The sequence below is a fragment of the Micromonospora sp. NPDC048871 genome, from assembly GCF_043198155.1.
In the GTDB taxonomy this organism is placed as follows: Bacteria; Actinomycetota; Actinomycetes; order Mycobacteriales; family Micromonosporaceae; genus Micromonospora.
In genome coordinates, this window is sequence record NZ_JBICUM010000009.1 from 1 (window position 1) to 16821 (window position 16821).

Below are 16821 nucleotides of genomic sequence, written 5' to 3' on the forward strand. Positions count from 1 at the left end.
CCGCCGAACACGAGGCCCTACACGCGATGACCCACCCGGTCACCGCACCCCTGAAAACCAGCTAACCAACTGTCCATCAAACCCGGGGCTTGACACACCCCCACGTGCGTGGGGAGGACTTGCGGTGGTCGCGTTCACGACCGCACCTCCGGGGAACACCCCCACGTGCGTGGGGAGGACACTTCGCGACCTGCGGTTTTATCGGGGCTCGGTGCGGTTTTTCATCGGTAGGTCGAGAGTGTCGTAGGGCTGTGTTTGCATTCGGTTGCCGTTGAGAGCGCAGGTGTGGTGGGAGGACACGGGTGGGTGCCGATCATGAAGAGGTCGATGCCGGGATCTGGGGGAAGTCTAAACACCTTCGGAGGCCATACCCGCTGCTCTGGCATTTGATCGACACCGCTGCCGTCGCCGGTGTGCTGTGGGATCGTTACCTCGCTCCCAACCAGCGCAGGATCATCATCGAAGGGCTGGCCACCGATGCGGGTCACGCCAAGTCACTGGTCATGTTCTGGGCCGGGTTGCACGACGTCGGTAAGGCGACGCCCGCCTTTCAGCAGCAGGACGGCTCCGCGTTCGCCGACTTGTGCCGCACCGGCTCCTACGAGGAGGTTTCCGGCGACGGTTCGTTGCGGCACGACACCGCTGGTCAATTGGCCCTTCCTGATCTGCTCGGTGCGCTCGGATATTCGCAGTCGGGGCGGCGGGTCAGCAGCCGAGTGGCCTATCGCGTATCGCAGATCATCGGCGGCCATCATGGGAGATTTCAGCAAACCGCCGGACCTCACGGCGGTCGGCCGCAGTTGGGCTCGGGGCAGTGGGAGAGACAGCGGTCGGCCCTGCTGCGGGTGGTGCACGCAGCGCTGGGCTCACCGCAGCCACCTCTGGCCGTGGACGCAGCAGCCAGTGTCCTGATCACCGGGCTCGTCATCCTGGCGGACTGGTTGGCCAGCCAGGAGCATTTTCTGGCGCGGCAACTGACGCAGTTGCCCGAGACCACGACGGTGGAGGCTGCGGCTACGCATCTCGCCGCCCTGACCGGGCCGGCTGTGGCTCTGCTCAACGAGGCCGGTCTGGAGGCACCCTCCTACCGCTCAGCCGGCTTCGCGGACTTGTTCGCATATCAGCCGAACCCTCTGCAACTCTCGATCATCGATGAGTTGCTGCCTGTGGTGGACGGTCCGGGGCTGCTGGTCCTGACTGCGGCGACGGGCGACGGCAAGACGGAAGCCGCGCTGGTGGCGGCTCGCCGGTTGGCGGAAGTCTGCGGGGCGACTGGCTTCTTCTTCGCTTTGCCGACCATGGCGACCTCCGATGAGATGTATCGCCGGGTGCGGAAGTTCGCCGCCAAGCTCGCCGACGGTCCCGCGCCGGTGACGCTGCTGCACAGCATGTCGTGGCTAAACGCCGAGTATGAGGCACGGGCGGCGGCCGAGATCGGTGAGTCGGGTCCGGTGGTGTCCGACGACCCGACGGGTGAAGTGGTCGCCCCAGAGTGGCTGCGCGGTCGCAAGCGCGGACTGTTGGCGCCGATGGCGGTGGGCACCATCGACCAGGCCCTACTGGCCGCGCTGACCACCAAGCACAACGCACTGCGGTTACTCGGCCTGTCCGGCAAGGTGTTCATCGTCGACGAGGCCCACGCCTACGACGATTACATGACCGCCCTGCTGCGGCGGCTGATGAGCTGGCTGGGTCACTACGGGTGCCCCGTGGTGCTGCTGTCGGCAACCTTGCCGTCGTCGCAGGCAGCGGCTCTCGTGCGGGCGTACGAGGAAGGTGCCGGCACGGAGTCGGCGCAGGTGTCCGTACCGTATCCGGGTTGGACCTTCGTGCCGGCCACGAAGGGCGGCGCGGTCACGATCTCACCGGCGGCGCGCGAGCGGGTCGCGGCGGGCAGGATGATGACCTTCCAGCTCGACGTGCGTCCGGTCCGTCACCTCACCGGAGAAGTCACCGATCCGATCGATCGCCGGGCCGTGCTCAAACAGGTGCTGGCACCGGTAGCCGAGGGTGGCGGCTGTGCCGCCGTGGTCTGCAACACGGTCAACGACGCCCAGCAGACCTATCTCCTGATCCGCGACTGGGCGCCTGCGGGCGTGGATGTGATGCTGCTGCACTCACGGTTCCCGGCACGACGCCGGGAGAAGATCACAGCGGAGATCACCGGCAGGCTGGGGAAAGCCGGAGACAGATCAGTTCCGGTGATCGTGGTCGCGACCCAGGTGATCGAGCAGTCACTCGACCTGGATTTCGACCTGCTGGTTACCGACCTCGCACCGATGGCTCAACTCCTGCAACGGGCAGGTCGCTGCCACCGTCACCGACGCCAACGGCCGTCATGGGCCGAACAGCCGAGGGTGGTGGTGCTCGACCCACGCCACTCGTCGCAGGACACGCCCGTCCGACCCGCAACGTGGGGTGAGGTGTACGCGCCGTATCTCCTGCGGGCCACCCACCTCCGCCTGGCGGGAAGGGACAGCATCGCCGTACCCCAATCGGTGCAGGAACACGTGGAGGCGGTTTACGTCCCTGGATTGATCAGCGACGACCCGGTGCTGAGCGCGGAGTACGACGCATACCGGGCCGATGGGTCGGTGGTGCGGGGGGTCGCCGAGTTGGGAACCATCCCTGACCCGGCCGAAGTTGCCGACCTGGCTGTGCTGAGCCACAACGACATCCCGGAGTGGAAGGCGGCCACACGCCTGGGCGCCGACTCCGAGCGGGTGCTCTGTTGTTACCACGACGCAGAGGGCCGGCAATGGCTGGATCCGGACCACCGCATCCCGCTTCCGCAGGTGGGCTCCGGTGCGGGAGGCCGATTCAGGAACGAGGACGTGCGGACGATCCTTCAGGAGACGATCCCGGTGCGGGCCGACCTCCTCAAGGGATATGAGCCTCCGATGTCGCTGCCGTCGAGCTGGAACGACAACGGCTGGCTCAAGGAGATCAGACCGCTGTGGTTCTCCATCGAGCCAACAGGTCCCGCGCCGGCCGTCTGGGGGCGTCGGACCGCCCGCCTCGACGACAATCTCGGTCTTCAGTTGCTTTCAGCGGAGGCAGCAAGCTAGGTCAACTTCCGTCGCTCATCCGACACGAGACTTCGCACCGGGCCTTTGGTTCGGCAACCTCAGGCCGGAATTCTCAGGGAGTCCCAATTTATGATGAAATCGTTCGATCTCGTGGATCGGCCGTGGATACCGGTGGTGGCCGGAGGCAAGTCCGAACAGGTCGGATTCCGTGAGTTGTTCCTGCGTGCGGCGGAGTTCGAGGACCTGGCTCTACCGGTTCCGCCGGCTGCGTCAGGGCTGTGGCGGATCCTGTACGCGATCACCGCGCGGGTGACCGGGCTGGATGTCTTGCGCGGAGAGGCGTGGCGGAAGCGCCAGGTGCAGGTGCTCGACCAGGGCAGGTTCCTCCCGGATGAGGTCGACGCCTACTTCGCGAAATACCAGGGCCGGTTCGACCTCTTCGATCCCCTCCGCCCGTGGATGCAGGACCCTCGGCTGGCCGAGGAGTGCCCCAAGTCCTCGGGCGTCAACAAGCTGGTGTTCGACCGGCCGGCCGGCAACACACAGGTGTGGTTCGGCCACCACACCGACGCCGACGCGGCGGCCGTGGACGCCGACGAGGCGGCCTGGTATCTGATCGCGCAGTTGTACTACGGCGCGTCCGGCCGGTGCAGCAGCCGTGAGGTGGCCGGGCAGAAGTTCGCCAACAGCAACGCCGGCCCGCTGCGAGGCACCATGTCGTACCACCCGCTCGGGGAGAACCTCTTCGAGTCGCTGGTCGTGGGCGTGCCACCACGGCAGTCAGGGCAGGGCGACGGGCCTGACCTGTGCCCCTGGGAGCGAGATGAGCTGCCGGATCCGCTCGGTGTGCCGTGGCCGGCGTCGTGGCCGGGCGGTGCTCTGACCGGCCGAGCCCGGCACGCCGTACTGCTGGTCCCGGACGCCGCTGGTGAGGCCGTGGTCGACGCCTACGTCACCTGGGCGTGGCGGCTTCCCGGCGCGGAGCAGGTCGACCCGTACGTGGTGCGTCGGCAGAACAAGGAAGGTGGTTGGTACCAGATCCCGGCCGACGGATCCCGGGCCCTGTGGCGCGACGTCGACGCCCTGCTGGGCGGCAACACCGAGGTCAAAACCCACCGCCCCGACATCATGATCGCCGCCGCCGACCTCGAACTCGACGGGCACGTGCGGGCGTACGGGTTCGATCAGGACGGGCAGGCAAAAGACCGGCAGTGGTTCACGGCGATGACCCCGCCGATATTGGGCTGGCTTCGGGAACGCGACCCGGAGACCGCCGACGGGGTGGCCATGCTGACCAGGACAGCCGAGACCATCGGCCGGCGGGTCGGCACGGCGCTGCGACAGGTATGGCGGGAGGTCGCTAACGCCAAGGACCGGGAAGGCCCCTGGGCTCGGGTCGGCGAGGCGTACTACTGGTCCCGCGCCGAGGCGGTGTTCTGGGAGCACGTGCGCGAAGGCCGGTTCGCCGAAGGCGGCCGGGCCTTCGCTCGACTCGGCCACCAAGCCATCGACCACGCCGCAGATGGCGAGGCCAGTCCCCCACGAATGGTGCGGGCCGTTCAGACAGCACACCGGTTGCTGTCCACTCCAGCGAAGAAGGGATCCGCTGCGTGACATCTGCGGCCGTTGAAGAGAAGCGCTCCGACTGGTTCGTCCGGCAGGTCACCGAACGCTGTCTGCGTGATCGCGGTCAGCGGTCAGCGCTGCGTCGTGGGCTGCGCCGCTCCCCCGAGCAGGCGTACACCATGCACGCCGTCGTCGCACCGCTGCTCCCGGCTAACGTGCGCAGCGATCACGAGTACGCCCACTACGCCGTCGCGGCGATGATCGCGGCAGCCACTCGGGACCGGTCGGGGACCGACACCGCCGAGGAGACGCCGGACCCGTCCGGGGAGACGCCCGATCCGTGGGGCACGGAGGAAGTTGCCGCACCTGCCCGTGATGCCTCAGCCACCCGGCCAAATCTAGGGACATCGCTGGCCTGGGCGGTGTGCCAGCCCGGCAAGGGTCGCCGGCCGATGAACCGGGCCAACGCCGAGAAGCGGCTACACCTGCTGGCCCGGCAGGGCTACCCGGGGATCTACCAGCATCTCGCTGGTGTCGCACAGCATCTCGGAGCGGTCGAGGTCCAGGTGAGCTGGGGGCAACTCCTCGACGATCTCTGCCAGTGGCGGTATCGCCGCGACCAGGTCACCAAGCGGTGGCTCCAGTCGTACTACCGCATCCTGCACGACGCCGACCGCCGCGCCCAGCAGAACCAGAGCCAGGAGGAATCCGCATGACCGCCCGTTACCTCGACATTCACCTGCTTCAGACCATCCCGTACGCCAACCTCAACCGCGACGACCTGGGCTCGCCGAAGTCGGTGCGTTTCGGCTACGCCGACCGCACCCGGGTCTCCAGCCAGTGCTGGAAGCGTGCCGTACGGCAGGAGGTGGAAACCGCCACCGGTGATGTCGCCAAGCGCACCCGCCGACTGCCGCAAGCCGTGCAGCGTCGCCTGATCGATCGAGGCTGGGAACTCGACCTGGCGACCTACGCGGCTGGGCAGGTCATGGCCACGCTCACCACGATGGCGGTCAAGGCCGACGGCTTCAAAGTGGACAAGGAGAGCGGCGAGGCGCAGGTGCTGTTCTACCTGCCGGAGCGCGCCTTCGACGAGTTGGCCGACATCTGCGAGCAGCAGCGGGAACGGCTCACCGGCCTTCAGTCGGGCACCGTGAAAGTCAAGAAGGGGGACGCGCCCCTGCCCGCCGACGCCGTCCGCGCTGCGCTGAGTCGACGCAACGACGTGATCAACCTGTTCGGGCGGATGTTGGCGGAACTGCCCGGCACCAACGTCGACGGCGCGGTCCAGGTCGCCCACGCCTTCACCACCCACGCCACCGATCCGCAGGTCGACTTCTTCACCGCCGTGGACGACCTCAAAGCCGATGCCGACCAGATCGGCAGTGGGCACATGAACAGCGCCGAATTCAGCACCGGCACGTTCTACCGGTACGCCAGCGTCAACCTCGAAGACCTCGTCAAGAACCTCGGCGACCAGACCACGGCGGTCGAACTCACCACGGCGTTCCTGTCGGCCTTCATCACCGCGATGCCGCAGGCCAAGAAGAACTCCACCGCCCCCTTCACGGTCCCCGACCTGGCCTACGTCGCGGTCCGGGCCAACCGGCCAGTCTCGCTGGCCAGCGCCTTCGAAGCTCCGGTACGCGCGCCGCTGGACAGCGGCTACGCCGAGCCGTCGCGCCGGCAACTCGCCGAGTATGCGAGCCGCATCTACCGGCTCCTCGGTGACCGGGGCCTGCTCTATCACGGGCACGCCAGCATCGACGACAAGGCCCTGGAGCACCTCGGCGACGCCTGCCAGAGCTTCGACAGCCTCGTCGCCGCCGCCGTCGACCACGTGAGGACGCAGTGACCGGTCTGCTGCTGCGGCTGGCCGGGCCGATGCAGTCGTGGGGAGACCACAGCACCTTCAGCGTCCGGGACACCGCCAAGGTCCCCACCCGGTCGGCGATGATCGGCATCATCGCCGCCGCGCAAGGCTTTCCCCGCGGCAAGTCGCTGGACGACTTCGCCGCGCTGCGCTTCACCGTCCGTGTCGACCGGCCCGGCACGATCATGTACGACTTCCACACCGTCGGTGGCGGTCTGCCCACCGATCGGACGGTGCCGACCGCGGAGGGCAAACGCAGGCAGGCCGGTGCCGGCACGATCGTCTCGCGCCGGTTCTACCTGGCAGATGCGGTGTTCGTCGTCGCGGTCACCGGGCCGGAGGCTCTTATTGATGAAGTGCACGCGGGATTGAGCAGACCCGTGTGGGCGCCATACCTCGGCCGCCGGTCCTGCCCGGTGGAGCATCCGTTCCTGCTCTGCGGGCCGATCAGCGACGCGGCCCATCACCTTGATCACCTGCCGCTCAATCGGCGCCGCCCTGTCAGCAACGAGGACACCGTCACGGTCGACTTCGTGACCGAGGAGCCCAGCGACGACGGCGCCGCGAGCAGACTGACCCTCAACGACGTACCCGTGGACCTGCACCCGCACCGGCGGCGTTACCGCACCCGGCAGGTGCACATCACCACCCGTACCCTCCCGGCCGACCTGTGTGCGGGCATCGGAGTCGGCTACCTGACCGCCCTCGACGAGCACCTACAGGGAGTCCGAACGTGACCGCCTGGCTGACCCGGATCTCACCCGACCTCCGACACCCGGCAGCCCGACGCGACCTGCGCGACATCACCGCCGTACACCGTCGGGTCATGTCGTTGGTTCCCGACGACCTGGGCGATCAGCCACGCCGCCAGGCAGGTGTGCTGTTCCGCCTCGACCACACCGTCGCCGGCCCGGTGCTGCTCATTCAGACGGCCACGCCGCCTGACCCCAGTCGGCTGCCGGACGGCTACGGCAACGTGCAGACCCGCGACATCAGCCCGCTGCTCAAGGCCCTGGCCAGCGGAATGGTCGTGCACTACCGGATCGCCGCCAACGCCTCCAAGCGGGCGTGGAAGGGCGACAACGCCGGCAAGGTCGTCGCGCTCTCCGGTAAGCACGCCGAGCAGTGGTGGCAGCGCAAGGCCGAAGACAGCGGCCTGAGCCTGCGCAACCTGCACGCCCAGCCGCAACCCGCTGCGATCGGGCGTGCGACCCCGGTACGTCACGCCATCACACTGTTCGAAGGCCAAGCGGTGATCTCCGACCCCGACCAGGTGCGCGCGGCCGTCCTGTCCGGCATCGGCCGTGGACGCTCGTTCGGTTGCGGACTGCTCAGCCTCGCTCCCGCTCGATGACTGCCGACGCACGACGGCGACTCGCCGCACCGACCCTGGCCATGCTGCCCCGAGTCGCGGACTCGCTCAGCTTCCTCTACGCCGACATCGTCCGCATCGTCCAGGACGACACCGGCGTCCTCGCCCAGGTCGACACGCCTAAAGGGGTCGAACGCGTCTACCTACCCACCGCCGCCATCAGCTGTCTCCTCCTCGGGCCCGGCACCTCGATCACCCACCGGGCCATGTCGACCCTCGCCCGACACGGCACCACCGTCGTCTGCGTCGGCTCCGGCGCCGTACGTTGCTACGCCGGCATCACCCCGACTTCCCTGACCACCAACTGGCTGGAGAAGCAGGTCCGCAGCTGGGCCGACGACGACAAGCGGCTCCAGGTGGCGATACGCATGTACGAGCGCCGCTTCGGCGAGTCCGTCCCCGACGGCACCACGCTGGCCCAACTTCGCGGCATGGAAGGCCAGCGGATGAAGGCCCTCTACCGGCTCATGGCACAGAAGTACCGCACCGGCAAATTCCGCCGCAACTACGACCCGAATTCCTGGGACACCCAGGACCCGGTCAATCTGGCGCTGTCATCAGCCAGCGCGTGCCTGTACGGGGTGGTTCACGCGGTGATCCTCGCCCTGGGCTGTTCACCGGCACTCGGCTTCGTGCACAACGGAACCCAACACGCCTTCGTCTACGACGTCGCCGATCTCTACAAGGCGAAGATCACGGTGCCCCTAGCCTTCTCCATGAGCACCTCAGCCCAACCCGAACGCGACGTACGGCGCAAGCTACGCGAAGAATTCCGCCTACTGAAGCTGATGCCCGGCATCGTCACGGACATCCAACACCTCTTGGACCCGGACAGCACCCCGAAACAGCGACAGCCCGCAGCCGAGATCACCTCCCTCTGGGACCCCGAAATGGGTGCCGTGCCATCCGGCGTCAACTACGGCTCAGACTCCTGGGACTGACATGGGATCTATGGTCGTCCTCGCCACCACCGCCGTACCCGACCACCTGCGGGGAGCCCTCAGTCGCTGGATGATCGAGGTCACTCCCGGCATGTTCGTCGGCACCCTCTCTGCCAAGGTCCGCGACGAACTGTGGAACGCAGCAAGCGCCGTCGTCGGCGACGGTGCCGCTGTCCTCATTCACCCCGACGACACTGAGCAGGGCTTCTCCCTACGCACCGCCGGAGAACGCAGGCGCCGCCCGGTCGACTTCGACGGTCTCGCCCTCGTCGCCATGAGCCCACTGGAACCCGCCGGGCCAGACACCCCCACCACTGAAAGAATCTGGCCAGAGGGCTGGTAAAACCCCAGGTCGCGAAGTGTCCTCCCCACGCACGTGGGGGTGTTCCGACGACCCTCGGGTACCAACTGCTGGCCCAGGCGTCCTCCCCACGCACGTGGGGGTGTTCCGTCCGCCACGGCGGTACGTGCGTCCCATGCCTCGTCCTCCCCACGCACGTGGGGGTGTTCCGCACACGGTGCGGGCGTTGGCGTTGACGTACGCGTCCTCCCCACGCACGTGGGGGTGTTCCGATCCCCCACCGCACCGAGGACAACGCCCGCAAGTCCTCCCCACGCACGTGGGGGTGTTCCTGCCGCCGGGGCCACCTCGACGGGGCCGTTCCCGTCCTCCCCACGCACGTGGGGGTGTTCCGCGGCAACGGATCTTGGCGCGGTCGGCGGATGCGTCCTCCCCACGCACGTGGGGGTGTTCCTCTTCCCCCGCGTCTCCGCCTTCACCGGCAAGGGTCCTCCCCACGCACGTGGGGGTGTTCCGGCGGCCTCGCCGACCTGGACCGGGTAGACGTCGTCCTCCCCACGCACGTGGGGGTGTTCCGGTTCCGTACGAGCGGCTCTTTACCGAGGAGATGTCCTCCCCACGCACGTGGGGGTGTTCCGCCGGTGTAGTCGTCCAACAGATGGTGCGGGATGTCCTCCCCACGCACGTGGGGGTGTTCCGGTGCTGTCGATCAGGTTCATCGGTGGTCCTTCGTCCTCCCCACGCACGTGGGGGTGTTCCGACGATCTGGTTGGAGCGTCGCAACTCCCGGTGGTCCTCCCCACGCACGTGGGGGTGTTCCGCTGATGCGCCGCATGGCGTGGATCACCGTGGGGTCCTCCCCACGCACGTGGGGGTGTTCCGTTCTGCACCCGGCCTGGGAGGCCGTGGTCGGCGTCCTCCCCACGCACGTGGGGGTGTTCCGGAGGCGTACCAGTCGCAGCCGGACGCCGCCGAGTCCTCCCCACGCACGTGGGGGTGTTCCGGCATGTACCTGGTGATGCAGCTGCGCCAGGACGTCCTCCCCACGCACGTGGGGGTGTTCCGCGGCTGTCCGGGCGCGTCTGCCACCCCTCGTCGTCCTCCCCACGCACGTGGGGGTGTTCCGTCGAACACGATCACCACCTACCGGCCGCTGATGTCCTCCCCACGCACGTGGGGGTGTTCCGACCAGATCGCCGCATCGGCCGAGGCCGACAAGGTCCTCCCCACGCACGTGGGGGTGTTCCGGTCGCGGGCGGCTTCCAGCGCGCTGGTGCAGCGTCCTCCCCACGCACGTGGGGGTGTTCCGCGGCTCGCAGTCGAAGCGACCGGGCGTGGTCGGTCCTCCCCACGCACGTGGGGGTGTTCCGCCGGGCTACGAGACGCGGCTGGGCTACCTGCCGTCCTCCCCACGCACGTGGGGGTGTTCCGTACGAAGCCGGGTTCGGGCTTTCCTTCGAGGCGTCCTCCCCACGCACGTGGGGGTGTTCCGCACGCCCCGCGCCTGCCGTACGCGGTCACCTAGTCCTCCCCACGCACATGGGGGTGCTCCGGTGGGGGATGTCGTACGCAAGGTCGAGAATGGGTCCTCCCCACGCACGTGGGGGTGCTCCGCTTGCCGAGGCTCTTGCGCTGCGCGCGGATGCATCCTCCCCACGCAGGTGGGGGTGCTCCGACGCAGCAGCTCGTGGACCAGTTCACGGAGCAGTCTTCCCCACGCACGTGGGGGTGTTCCGCTCGTCGCGCAGCCGGTCATCGCGTACGCGGTGTCCTCCCCATGCACGTGGGGGTGCTCCGATCTACCGGCTCACAGCGGTCCCAGGACCTCCTGGGGGTCGGCGGTCAGGGCCAGGGTGTCCAGCACGGTGAGCAGCTGGCGCTCCTCGTAGCGGAAGTGGGACTCCATGATGGCCGCCAGCCCCTCCAGGTGCCGGTCCAGTTCTGCCGGCGGGGCGGCCCGTGCCACCGCGGCCTGGAGCCCGGTCAGCAGGTGCGCGATCATCGAATGGTCCTGCCGCAGGTAGTACAGGGTGTCCCGCAGCTCGGGGTGCTGTTCGGCGATGGCGGGGAACAGGTCGCGGTCCTCGCCCTCGTGGTGGGCGGTCAGGGCGGCACAGAACCCGTGACAGAACAGCAGCAGATCGCGGGTAGCCGACTCCGCCGAATCTCCGTCGGCCACAGCCTCCCGGGTCAGCCGCAGGGCCTCACGCAGCCGGTCATGCACCCGGCGCAACTCATGACTCCAGGCCACCAGCCTGGTCTGCTCGCCCTCACCCACAGGTGAGAGACGAAGGTACGACGACAAGCATCATCGATTCCCTTCGGTCCGGCGCCTCCATGCCTGACACGGTCTGCCACCGGCACGCGACGCTGCGGCCAAAGTACCAGGGGTCGCATCGACGCGTCGTCTCGCCTGGCGCCGCCTGGGATAATGATCAGCATGGCGATCCGTACCGTTGTGCTGGCCCGGCTGCGTCGGATCCGGGAGAACGGTCGCGGTCGCTGGCTGCGCCGGGCGGTGCTCGCGGGTGCGGTCGGTGCCCTGCTGCTGGTCGCCGCGAGTTGGGCCAGTGTGAGCTGGATCCGGTCCGGCGCCGAAGGACGGATGCACACCGCGCAGACCGTCCCCGACACCCCAGTCGCCCTGGTGCTGGGCACCCGGGTCCAGCCGGACGGCACCCCGGCGCCCTTCCTCACCGCCCGTCTGGAGATCGCCCGCCAGTTGTACGCCACCGGCAAGGTCCGGGCCGTCCTGGTCTCCGGCGACAACATGAACGCCGACTACAACGAGCCCGAGGCGATGCAGCGGTGGCTGGTCGAGCACGGGGTACCGACCGACAAGGTGATCCTGGACTACGCCGGCTTCGACACGTACGACTCCTGCGCGCGGGCCAAGCGGATCTTCGGGGTGGAGCGGGCGACCGTGGTGACCCAGCAGTTCCACCTGGCCCGCGCCGTCACGGTCTGCCGCCACCTCGGCGTGGACGCCGTCGGGGTCGGCGACGAAACCGCCCGGGAGTACGCCCACACCTGGCGGATCAGTTCCACCCGGGAGTACGGCGCCAGCGTCAAGGCGGCGCTGGACGTACTCTCCGGCCGCGACCCGGTGCACCTGGGTCCCCGCGAGCCCGGGGTGGACGACGCCCTCCGTGCCGGATGACCGACGGGGGTTACCGGAGCACGACGCAGATGCCGGCGGCGAGCACGAGGAAGGCCGGGAGGGCGCTGACGAACCCGACCCGGTGAGCCGGGCTCTGCGGTCGCCGGGCGATGATGAGCCCGAGCGTCAGCAGGCTGACGAGCAACGCCACCAGGAGCGCCGGGCCACCATAGAAGAGCCCCGCGAGGAGCACACCTTCCCGTAGCGAGGAGCAGGAGGTGTCCTGGCAGTCGGGGTCACCGGTGTTCGGCAAGGCGTACGCCAGCGCGACGAAGGCGAACACCACGGCCGCGTACCACCCGAACAGGTGCAGCAGCGCCCGGCCGAGATTGGTCTTCCGCGGGCCTTTCGGGGTGACTGACAACATCTGTCCAGTCTCGCCCCGATCGGCATCGCCGTCGATACGTCCGGCTCCGGATTCAGACGTTGAAGCGGAACTCCACGACGTCGCCGTCCTGCATGACGTACTCCTTGCCTTCGATGCGGACCTTGCCCGCCGCCTTGGCCGCCGCCATCGAACCGGCCGCGACCAGGTCGTCGTAGGAGACGACCTCGGCCTTGATGAAGCCGCGCTGGAAGTCGGAGTGGATCACCCCGGCGGCCTCCGGGGCGGTCGCCCCGACCGGCACGGTCCAGGCCCGCGCTTCCTTCGGCCCGGCGGTGAGGTACGTCTGGAGGCCGAGGGTGCGGAAGCCCACCCGGACCAGCTGGTTCAGGCCCGGCTCGGACTGCCCGATCGACTCCAGCAGCTCGCGGGCCTCCTCCTCGGGCAGGTCCACCAGCTCCGATTCGATCTTGGCGTCCATGAAGACCGCTTCGGCCGGGGCCACCAGCGCCCGCAGTTCGTCGAGGAACTCGGCGTTGTTCAGCTCGGCCTCGTCGACGTTGAAGACGTACAGGAACGGCTTGGTGGTGAGCAGGTGCAGCTCACGCAGGTGCTCCAGCTCGATACCGGCGTCCTTGGCGCCCGCGTACAGGGTCGTACCGGCGTCCAGGACCTCGACGGCCTGCTTGGCCGCGGTGACCGCGGCGGCCCGGTCCTTGCGGAGCTTGGCTTCCTTCTCCAGCCGGGGCAGCGCCTTCTCCAGGGTCTGGAGGTCGGCCAGGATCAGCTCGGTGTTGATCGTCTCGATGTCGTCGGCCGGGGAGACCTTGCCGTCGACATGCACCACGTTCGGGTCGGAGAAGGCGCGTACCACCTGGCAGATCGCCGAGGCGTCGCGGATGTTGGCCAGGAAGGCGTTGCCGCGCCCCTGCCCCTTGGAGGCGCCCCGGACCAGCCCGGCGATGTCGACGAACGACACCGGGGCGGGGATCACCTTCTGCGATCCGAAGATCTCGGCGAGCTTGTGCAGTCGCTCGTCCGGCAGCCCGACCACCCCGACGTTGGGCTCGATGGTGGCGAACGGGTAGTTCGCCGCGAGCACGTCGTTCTTGGTCAGCGCGTTGAACAGGGTGCTCTTGCCGACGTTGGGCAGGCCGACGATGCCGATGGTGAGACTCACGACGAGCCAGCTTACGCCGCCGCCCGGCACCCCCGGGCAGCGGTGGGTCAGGTCCGGTTCGTCAGCTGTGGCGGGTCGGGGCGGCCTGCTGGGGCACCGGGGTGTCGATCCGCAGGGTGCCCGGGGCCAGTTCGGCGGCGGCAGCCAGCGGAAGGGTCAGTCGGGCGGCGGCGTGGGGGTTGGCCTGGTGCGACTCGCGGAGCATCCAGTGCACCTCGTCGGCCGTCCAGCCGAGCCTCGGGCGGCCGGCGATCTCCCGCAGCAGTCGCAGTGCGGCCCGGGTGTCGTCGTCGTAGAAGCGCATGCACCAGTGGTGCACCCACATGCCGAGCGCCCGTACGCCGTCGTCGTCGAGCGAGCGCAGCAGTCGCCCGCAGGCCGTGTCGGCGAAGGCCCGGGCCGGGTCGTCGGCACGGTCCCGATCGATGGCGCCGACCGCTGCCGGCGCTACCGCGCGCATCCGCTCGTAGAAGCGCTGGACCACGGCCTCGTCCAGCGGCGGTTGCCCCTGCCTCGGTTCCGCCGCCCGACCCACCACGCTCGCCATCGCCAGCCCCTTCTTGAGTTGCTGGCGCGCACGCTACCCACCACAACCGACACTTCCCGCCCCACCCACCCCCACCCCGCCCCCGCCCCACCTCCCTCCCCGTCCCCACCGCGCCTCCCGCCCCGCCCGCCCCGCCCCCTCGATCTTGCACTTTTGGTCGCTTATTCGCCCCGATAGGTCTCTTTTGTCCCGACAGAAACTGCATGATCGACGGGGCGGGGCGGGCGGGGCAGCGCGTGAGGGCGGGGCGGGGCGGGCGGGGCGGCGCGTGAGGGCGGGGTGGTGTGGGGTGGCGCTACGGGTTCCAGGGCTGGCGGCAGGGTGGAGCGAGGGGCAGGGTGGGGTCTGAAAGCCGCCAGTCGGGAGGCCGGGGTGGGGCGGATGATCGGGGGTGTGGAGCTGGACTTTGAGCGGTGTTATCGGGCGGTGGACAGCCGTGACCAGCGGTTCGACGGGTGGTTCTACACCGGCGTGACCTCCACCGGGATCTACTGTCGGCCGTCTTGTCCGGCGGTGACACCGAAGCGGCACAACGTCCGGTTCTTTCCCTCGGCTGCGGCTGCTCAGGGGGCCGGGCTGCGGGCCTGCCGGCGTTGTCGGCCGGACGTGGCACCCGGGTCGCCGGAATGGGACCTCCGCGCCGACGTGGTGGGCCGGGCGATGCGGTTGATCGCCGACGGGGTGGTGGATCGGGAGGGGGTGCCCGGGTTGGCAGCCCGGCTCGGCTACACCGAACGGCATCTGCACCGGATGCTCCGGGCCGAACTCGGTGCCGGGCCGCTGGCGCTGGCCCGGGCGCAGCGGGCGCAGACCGCCCGCACCCTGATCGAGAGCACCGAGCTTGGTCTGGCCGAGATCGCCTTCGCCGCCGGATTCGGCAGCGTCCGGCAGTTCAACGACACGATCCGCGAGGTGTACGGGGTGCCGCCCTCCCAGCTTCGGGTCGGGCGGCGGACGGCCCTCAGCGAATCGGGCACGATCACGCTGCGGTTGGCGTACCGGCCGCCCCTGCACGCGGGTGCCCTGCTCGACTTCCTGGCCGCGCGTACTCTGCCCGGGGTCGACGAGGTCCAGGGTGGGACGTACCGCCGGGGGTTGCGGTTGCCGCACGGCACCGGCGAGGTGGCGCTGACCCCGGCGGAGGGGCATGTCGTGGCGGCCCTACGGCTTACCGATCTGCGGGACCTGGCCCCGGCCGTGGCCCGCTGCCGGCACCTGTTCGACCTGGACGCGGACCCGGTAGCGGTCGATCAGACCCTGGCCGCCGACCCCGCACTGGCCGCCGCCGTGGCTACCGAACCCGGGATACGGGTCCCCCACGCCGTCGACGGCTTCGAGATGGTCGTCCGCGCGATAGCCACCCAGCAGGTCTCCCTGGCCTCCGCCCGCACCACCCTCACCCACCTGATCGCCACCCTCCGCGCCGACCAACCCGGCAAAGCGCGCCTCATGATCGATTCGACAGGGGGTTTTCCGGGGCCGCAGGAGGTGTTGGCGGCGCCGGATGCGGGGTTTCGGATGCCGGTGGGACGGCGGGAGGCGATTCGGGCGGTGGCGCGGGCGGTGGTGGAGGACGGGCTCGATCTGGAGGCCGGTGGGGAGCGGGATGAGGTGGCGCGGCGGTTGACACAGCTTCCGGGGATCGGGCCGTGGACCGCCGGGTACCTCGCGATGCGGGCGCTCGGCGATCCCGACGTGTTCCTGCCCACCGATCTCGCCGTACGCCGGGGTGCCGCCGCCCTGGGGCTGCCCGACAGCCCTTCGACCCTGGACGGGTACGCCGCCCGCTGGCGGCCCTGGCGCTCGTACGCCCTCGTCCGACTCTGGCGGGCCGCCCCGGCCCGACCACGGCCCGCCATCCGACCAGGTAGGGCCATATCCATCCGACCAGTCAGAGCCGCACCCGTTCAGCCGGGTGGAGACGTGACCATTCGACCGGGGAGAGCAGTGTGAGTACGACCTTGCCGCGTAGCGGCACGTTCCTGGACAGCGCCACCGTGGACACCCCGGTCGGCCCGTTCACGATCCTGGCCGATCCCCAGGGGGCGGTGCGGGGGGCCGGGTTCACCGGCGATCCGGCGCAGGTGCTGGCGGTGATGCATCCCAGTCTGCGCGGCGAGCCCCGCCTGCGGCGCGAACTGGGTCCGGTCACCGCAGCCGTGGCCGCCTACCTGGACGGTGACCTGACCGCGATCGACGAGGTGCCGGTCGAGCAGCACAGCGGCGGGGCCTTCATGGCGTACGCCTGGGAGATGTTGCGCGAGGTGAAACCGGGCCAGCCGGTCACCTACACCGGGTACGCCGCCCTGGCCGGTCGCCCGGCTGCGGTGCGCGCCGCCGCCTCGGCCTGTGCCCGCAACGCCGCCGCCCTGTTCGTCCCCTGCCACCGGGTGCTGCGTACCGATGGGAGGTTGGGCGGCTACCGCTGGGGGTTGCCGGTCAAGGAATGGCTGCTAGCCCACGAGCAGGGTGGTCGGCCGTAGCCCCAGGCAAGGGATCGACGTCAGCCAGGGCCGACACCGCCTAC

Annotated in this window: 15 protein-coding genes and 1 CRISPR repeat array; of the genes, 11 read left to right on the plus strand and 4 right to left on the minus strand. The window is 69.4% G+C overall.

Going from position 1 to position 16821, the window contains the following annotated elements; translation table 11 throughout:
* The first annotated feature begins 302 nt into the window (after positions 1-302).
* From cas3 to cas2e, 8 genes are all read left to right on the plus strand, one after another.
* Positions 303-3068: a CRISPR-associated helicase Cas3' gene (gene cas3, locus ACGFIK_RS19695; protein WP_393340557.1), complete on the plus strand. Its 2766-nt coding sequence runs from the start codon at positions 303-305 to the stop codon at positions 3066-3068.
* 90 nt (positions 3069-3158) lie between these two features.
* Positions 3159-4643, plus strand: a complete 1485-nt coding sequence (gene casA, locus ACGFIK_RS19700; protein WP_393340560.1) for a type I-E CRISPR-associated protein Cse1/CasA — start codon at positions 3159-3161, stop codon at positions 4641-4643.
* 131 nt (positions 4644-4774) lie between these two features.
* Entirely contained in the window at positions 4775-5311 is a 537-nt protein-coding gene (gene casB, locus ACGFIK_RS19705; protein WP_393340679.1) for a type I-E CRISPR-associated protein Cse2/CasB, read from the plus strand.
* Positions 5308-6450 (plus strand): type I-E CRISPR-associated protein Cas7/Cse4/CasC, encoded by a 1143-nt coding sequence (cas7e, locus tag ACGFIK_RS19710; RefSeq protein WP_327024158.1) that lies wholly within the window; start codon positions 5308-5310, stop codon positions 6448-6450. Before casB ends, cas7e begins: the two co-directional genes overlap by 4 nt.
* Positions 6447-7205, plus strand: coding sequence for a type I-E CRISPR-associated protein Cas5/CasD (gene cas5e / locus ACGFIK_RS19715; protein WP_327024157.1), 759 nt, complete (start codon positions 6447-6449; stop codon positions 7203-7205). The genes cas7e and cas5e overlap by 4 nt, the downstream gene beginning before the upstream one ends.
* Positions 7202-7822 (plus strand): type I-E CRISPR-associated protein Cas6/Cse3/CasE, encoded by a 621-nt coding sequence (locus ACGFIK_RS19720; protein WP_327024156.1) that lies wholly within the window; start codon positions 7202-7204, stop codon positions 7820-7822. The genes cas5e and ACGFIK_RS19720 overlap by 4 nt, the downstream gene beginning before the upstream one ends.
* Positions 7819-8781: a type I-E CRISPR-associated endonuclease Cas1e gene (cas1e, locus tag ACGFIK_RS19725; RefSeq protein WP_393340564.1), complete on the plus strand. Its 963-nt coding sequence runs from the start codon at positions 7819-7821 to the stop codon at positions 8779-8781. The genes ACGFIK_RS19720 and cas1e overlap by 4 nt, the downstream gene beginning before the upstream one ends.
* A gap of 1 nt (position 8782) precedes the next feature.
* The gene (gene cas2e / locus ACGFIK_RS19730; protein WP_393340567.1) at positions 8783-9124 is read left to right on the plus strand and encodes a type I-E CRISPR-associated endoribonuclease Cas2e; all 342 of its coding nucleotides are present in this window, start codon (positions 8783-8785) and stop codon (positions 9122-9124) included.
* Positions 9125-9142: 18 nt separating this feature from the next.
* Positions 9143-10879: direct repeats of the CRISPR family, unit length 29 nt; unit sequence GTCCTCCCCACGCACGTGGGGGTGTTCCG.
* 10 nt (positions 10880-10889) lie between these two features.
* Here the strand turns inward: cas2e and ACGFIK_RS19735 are convergent.
* Positions 10890-11360: a hemerythrin domain-containing protein gene (locus ACGFIK_RS19735; protein ID WP_327024153.1), complete on the minus strand. Its 471-nt coding sequence runs from the start codon at positions 11358-11360 to the stop codon at positions 10890-10892.
* 162 nt (positions 11361-11522) lie between these two features.
* Between ACGFIK_RS19735 and ACGFIK_RS19740 the strand changes: the two genes are divergently transcribed.
* Positions 11523-12242, plus strand: coding sequence for a vancomycin high temperature exclusion protein (locus ACGFIK_RS19740; RefSeq protein WP_393340570.1), 720 nt, complete (start codon positions 11523-11525; stop codon positions 12240-12242).
* 10 nt (positions 12243-12252) lie between these two features.
* Here the strand turns inward: ACGFIK_RS19740 and ACGFIK_RS19745 are convergent, their stop codons facing one another.
* From ACGFIK_RS19745 to ACGFIK_RS19755, 3 genes are all read right to left on the minus strand, one after another.
* Positions 12253-12609 carry a hypothetical protein gene (locus ACGFIK_RS19745; protein ID WP_327024151.1) on the minus strand — a complete coding sequence of 119 codons (357 nt, stop codon included), beginning with the start codon at positions 12607-12609 and terminating at the stop codon, positions 12253-12255.
* A 52-nt stretch (positions 12610-12661) separates the two neighbouring features.
* Entirely contained in the window at positions 12662-13747 is a 1086-nt protein-coding gene (gene ychF, locus ACGFIK_RS19750; RefSeq protein ID WP_327024150.1) for a redox-regulated ATPase YchF, read from the minus strand.
* Between the two features lie 61 nt (positions 13748-13808).
* Positions 13809-14294: a hypothetical protein gene (locus tag ACGFIK_RS19755; RefSeq protein ID WP_327024149.1), complete on the minus strand. Its 486-nt coding sequence runs from the start codon at positions 14292-14294 to the stop codon at positions 13809-13811.
* A gap of 393 nt (positions 14295-14687) precedes the next feature.
* On the opposite strand from ACGFIK_RS19755, the gene ACGFIK_RS19760 reads away from it, so the two are divergent.
* Both ACGFIK_RS19760 and ACGFIK_RS19765 read left to right on the plus strand, forming a co-directional pair.
* Positions 14688-16247: a DNA-3-methyladenine glycosylase 2 family protein gene (locus tag ACGFIK_RS19760; RefSeq protein ID WP_393340574.1), complete on the plus strand. Its 1560-nt coding sequence runs from the start codon at positions 14688-14690 to the stop codon at positions 16245-16247.
* A gap of 29 nt (positions 16248-16276) precedes the next feature.
* A complete protein-coding gene (locus tag ACGFIK_RS19765) occupies positions 16277-16777 on the plus strand; it encodes a methylated-DNA--[protein]-cysteine S-methyltransferase (protein ID WP_393340681.1) in 501 nt (166 codons plus the stop codon).
* Positions 16778-16821: the final 44 nt, after the last annotated feature.

Excerpts from the sequence above, each read along its gene's own strand:
- cas7e (WP_327024158.1), top strand. The coding sequence starts at position 5,308 with ATGACCGCCCGTTACCTCGACATTCACCTGCTTCAGACCATCCCGTAC.
- ACGFIK_RS19745 (WP_327024151.1), bottom strand. The coding sequence starts at position 12,609 with ATGTTGTCAGTCACCCCGAAAGGCCCGCGGAAGACCAATCTCGGCCGG.
- cas1e (WP_393340564.1), top strand. The coding sequence starts at position 7,819 with ATGACTGCCGACGCACGACGGCGACTCGCCGCACCGACCCTGGCCATG.
- casA (WP_393340560.1), top strand. The coding sequence starts at position 3,159 with ATGATGAAATCGTTCGATCTCGTGGATCGGCCGTGGATACCGGTGGTG.
- cas2e (WP_393340567.1), top strand. The coding sequence starts at position 8,783 with ATGGGATCTATGGTCGTCCTCGCCACCACCGCCGTACCCGACCACCTG.
- casB (WP_393340679.1), top strand. The coding sequence starts at position 4,775 with ATGCACGCCGTCGTCGCACCGCTGCTCCCGGCTAACGTGCGCAGCGAT.
- ACGFIK_RS19755 (WP_327024149.1), bottom strand. The coding sequence starts at position 14,294 with ATGGCGAGCGTGGTGGGTCGGGCGGCGGAACCGAGGCAGGGGCAACCG.
- ACGFIK_RS19740 (WP_393340570.1), top strand. The coding sequence starts at position 11,523 with ATGGCGATCCGTACCGTTGTGCTGGCCCGGCTGCGTCGGATCCGGGAG.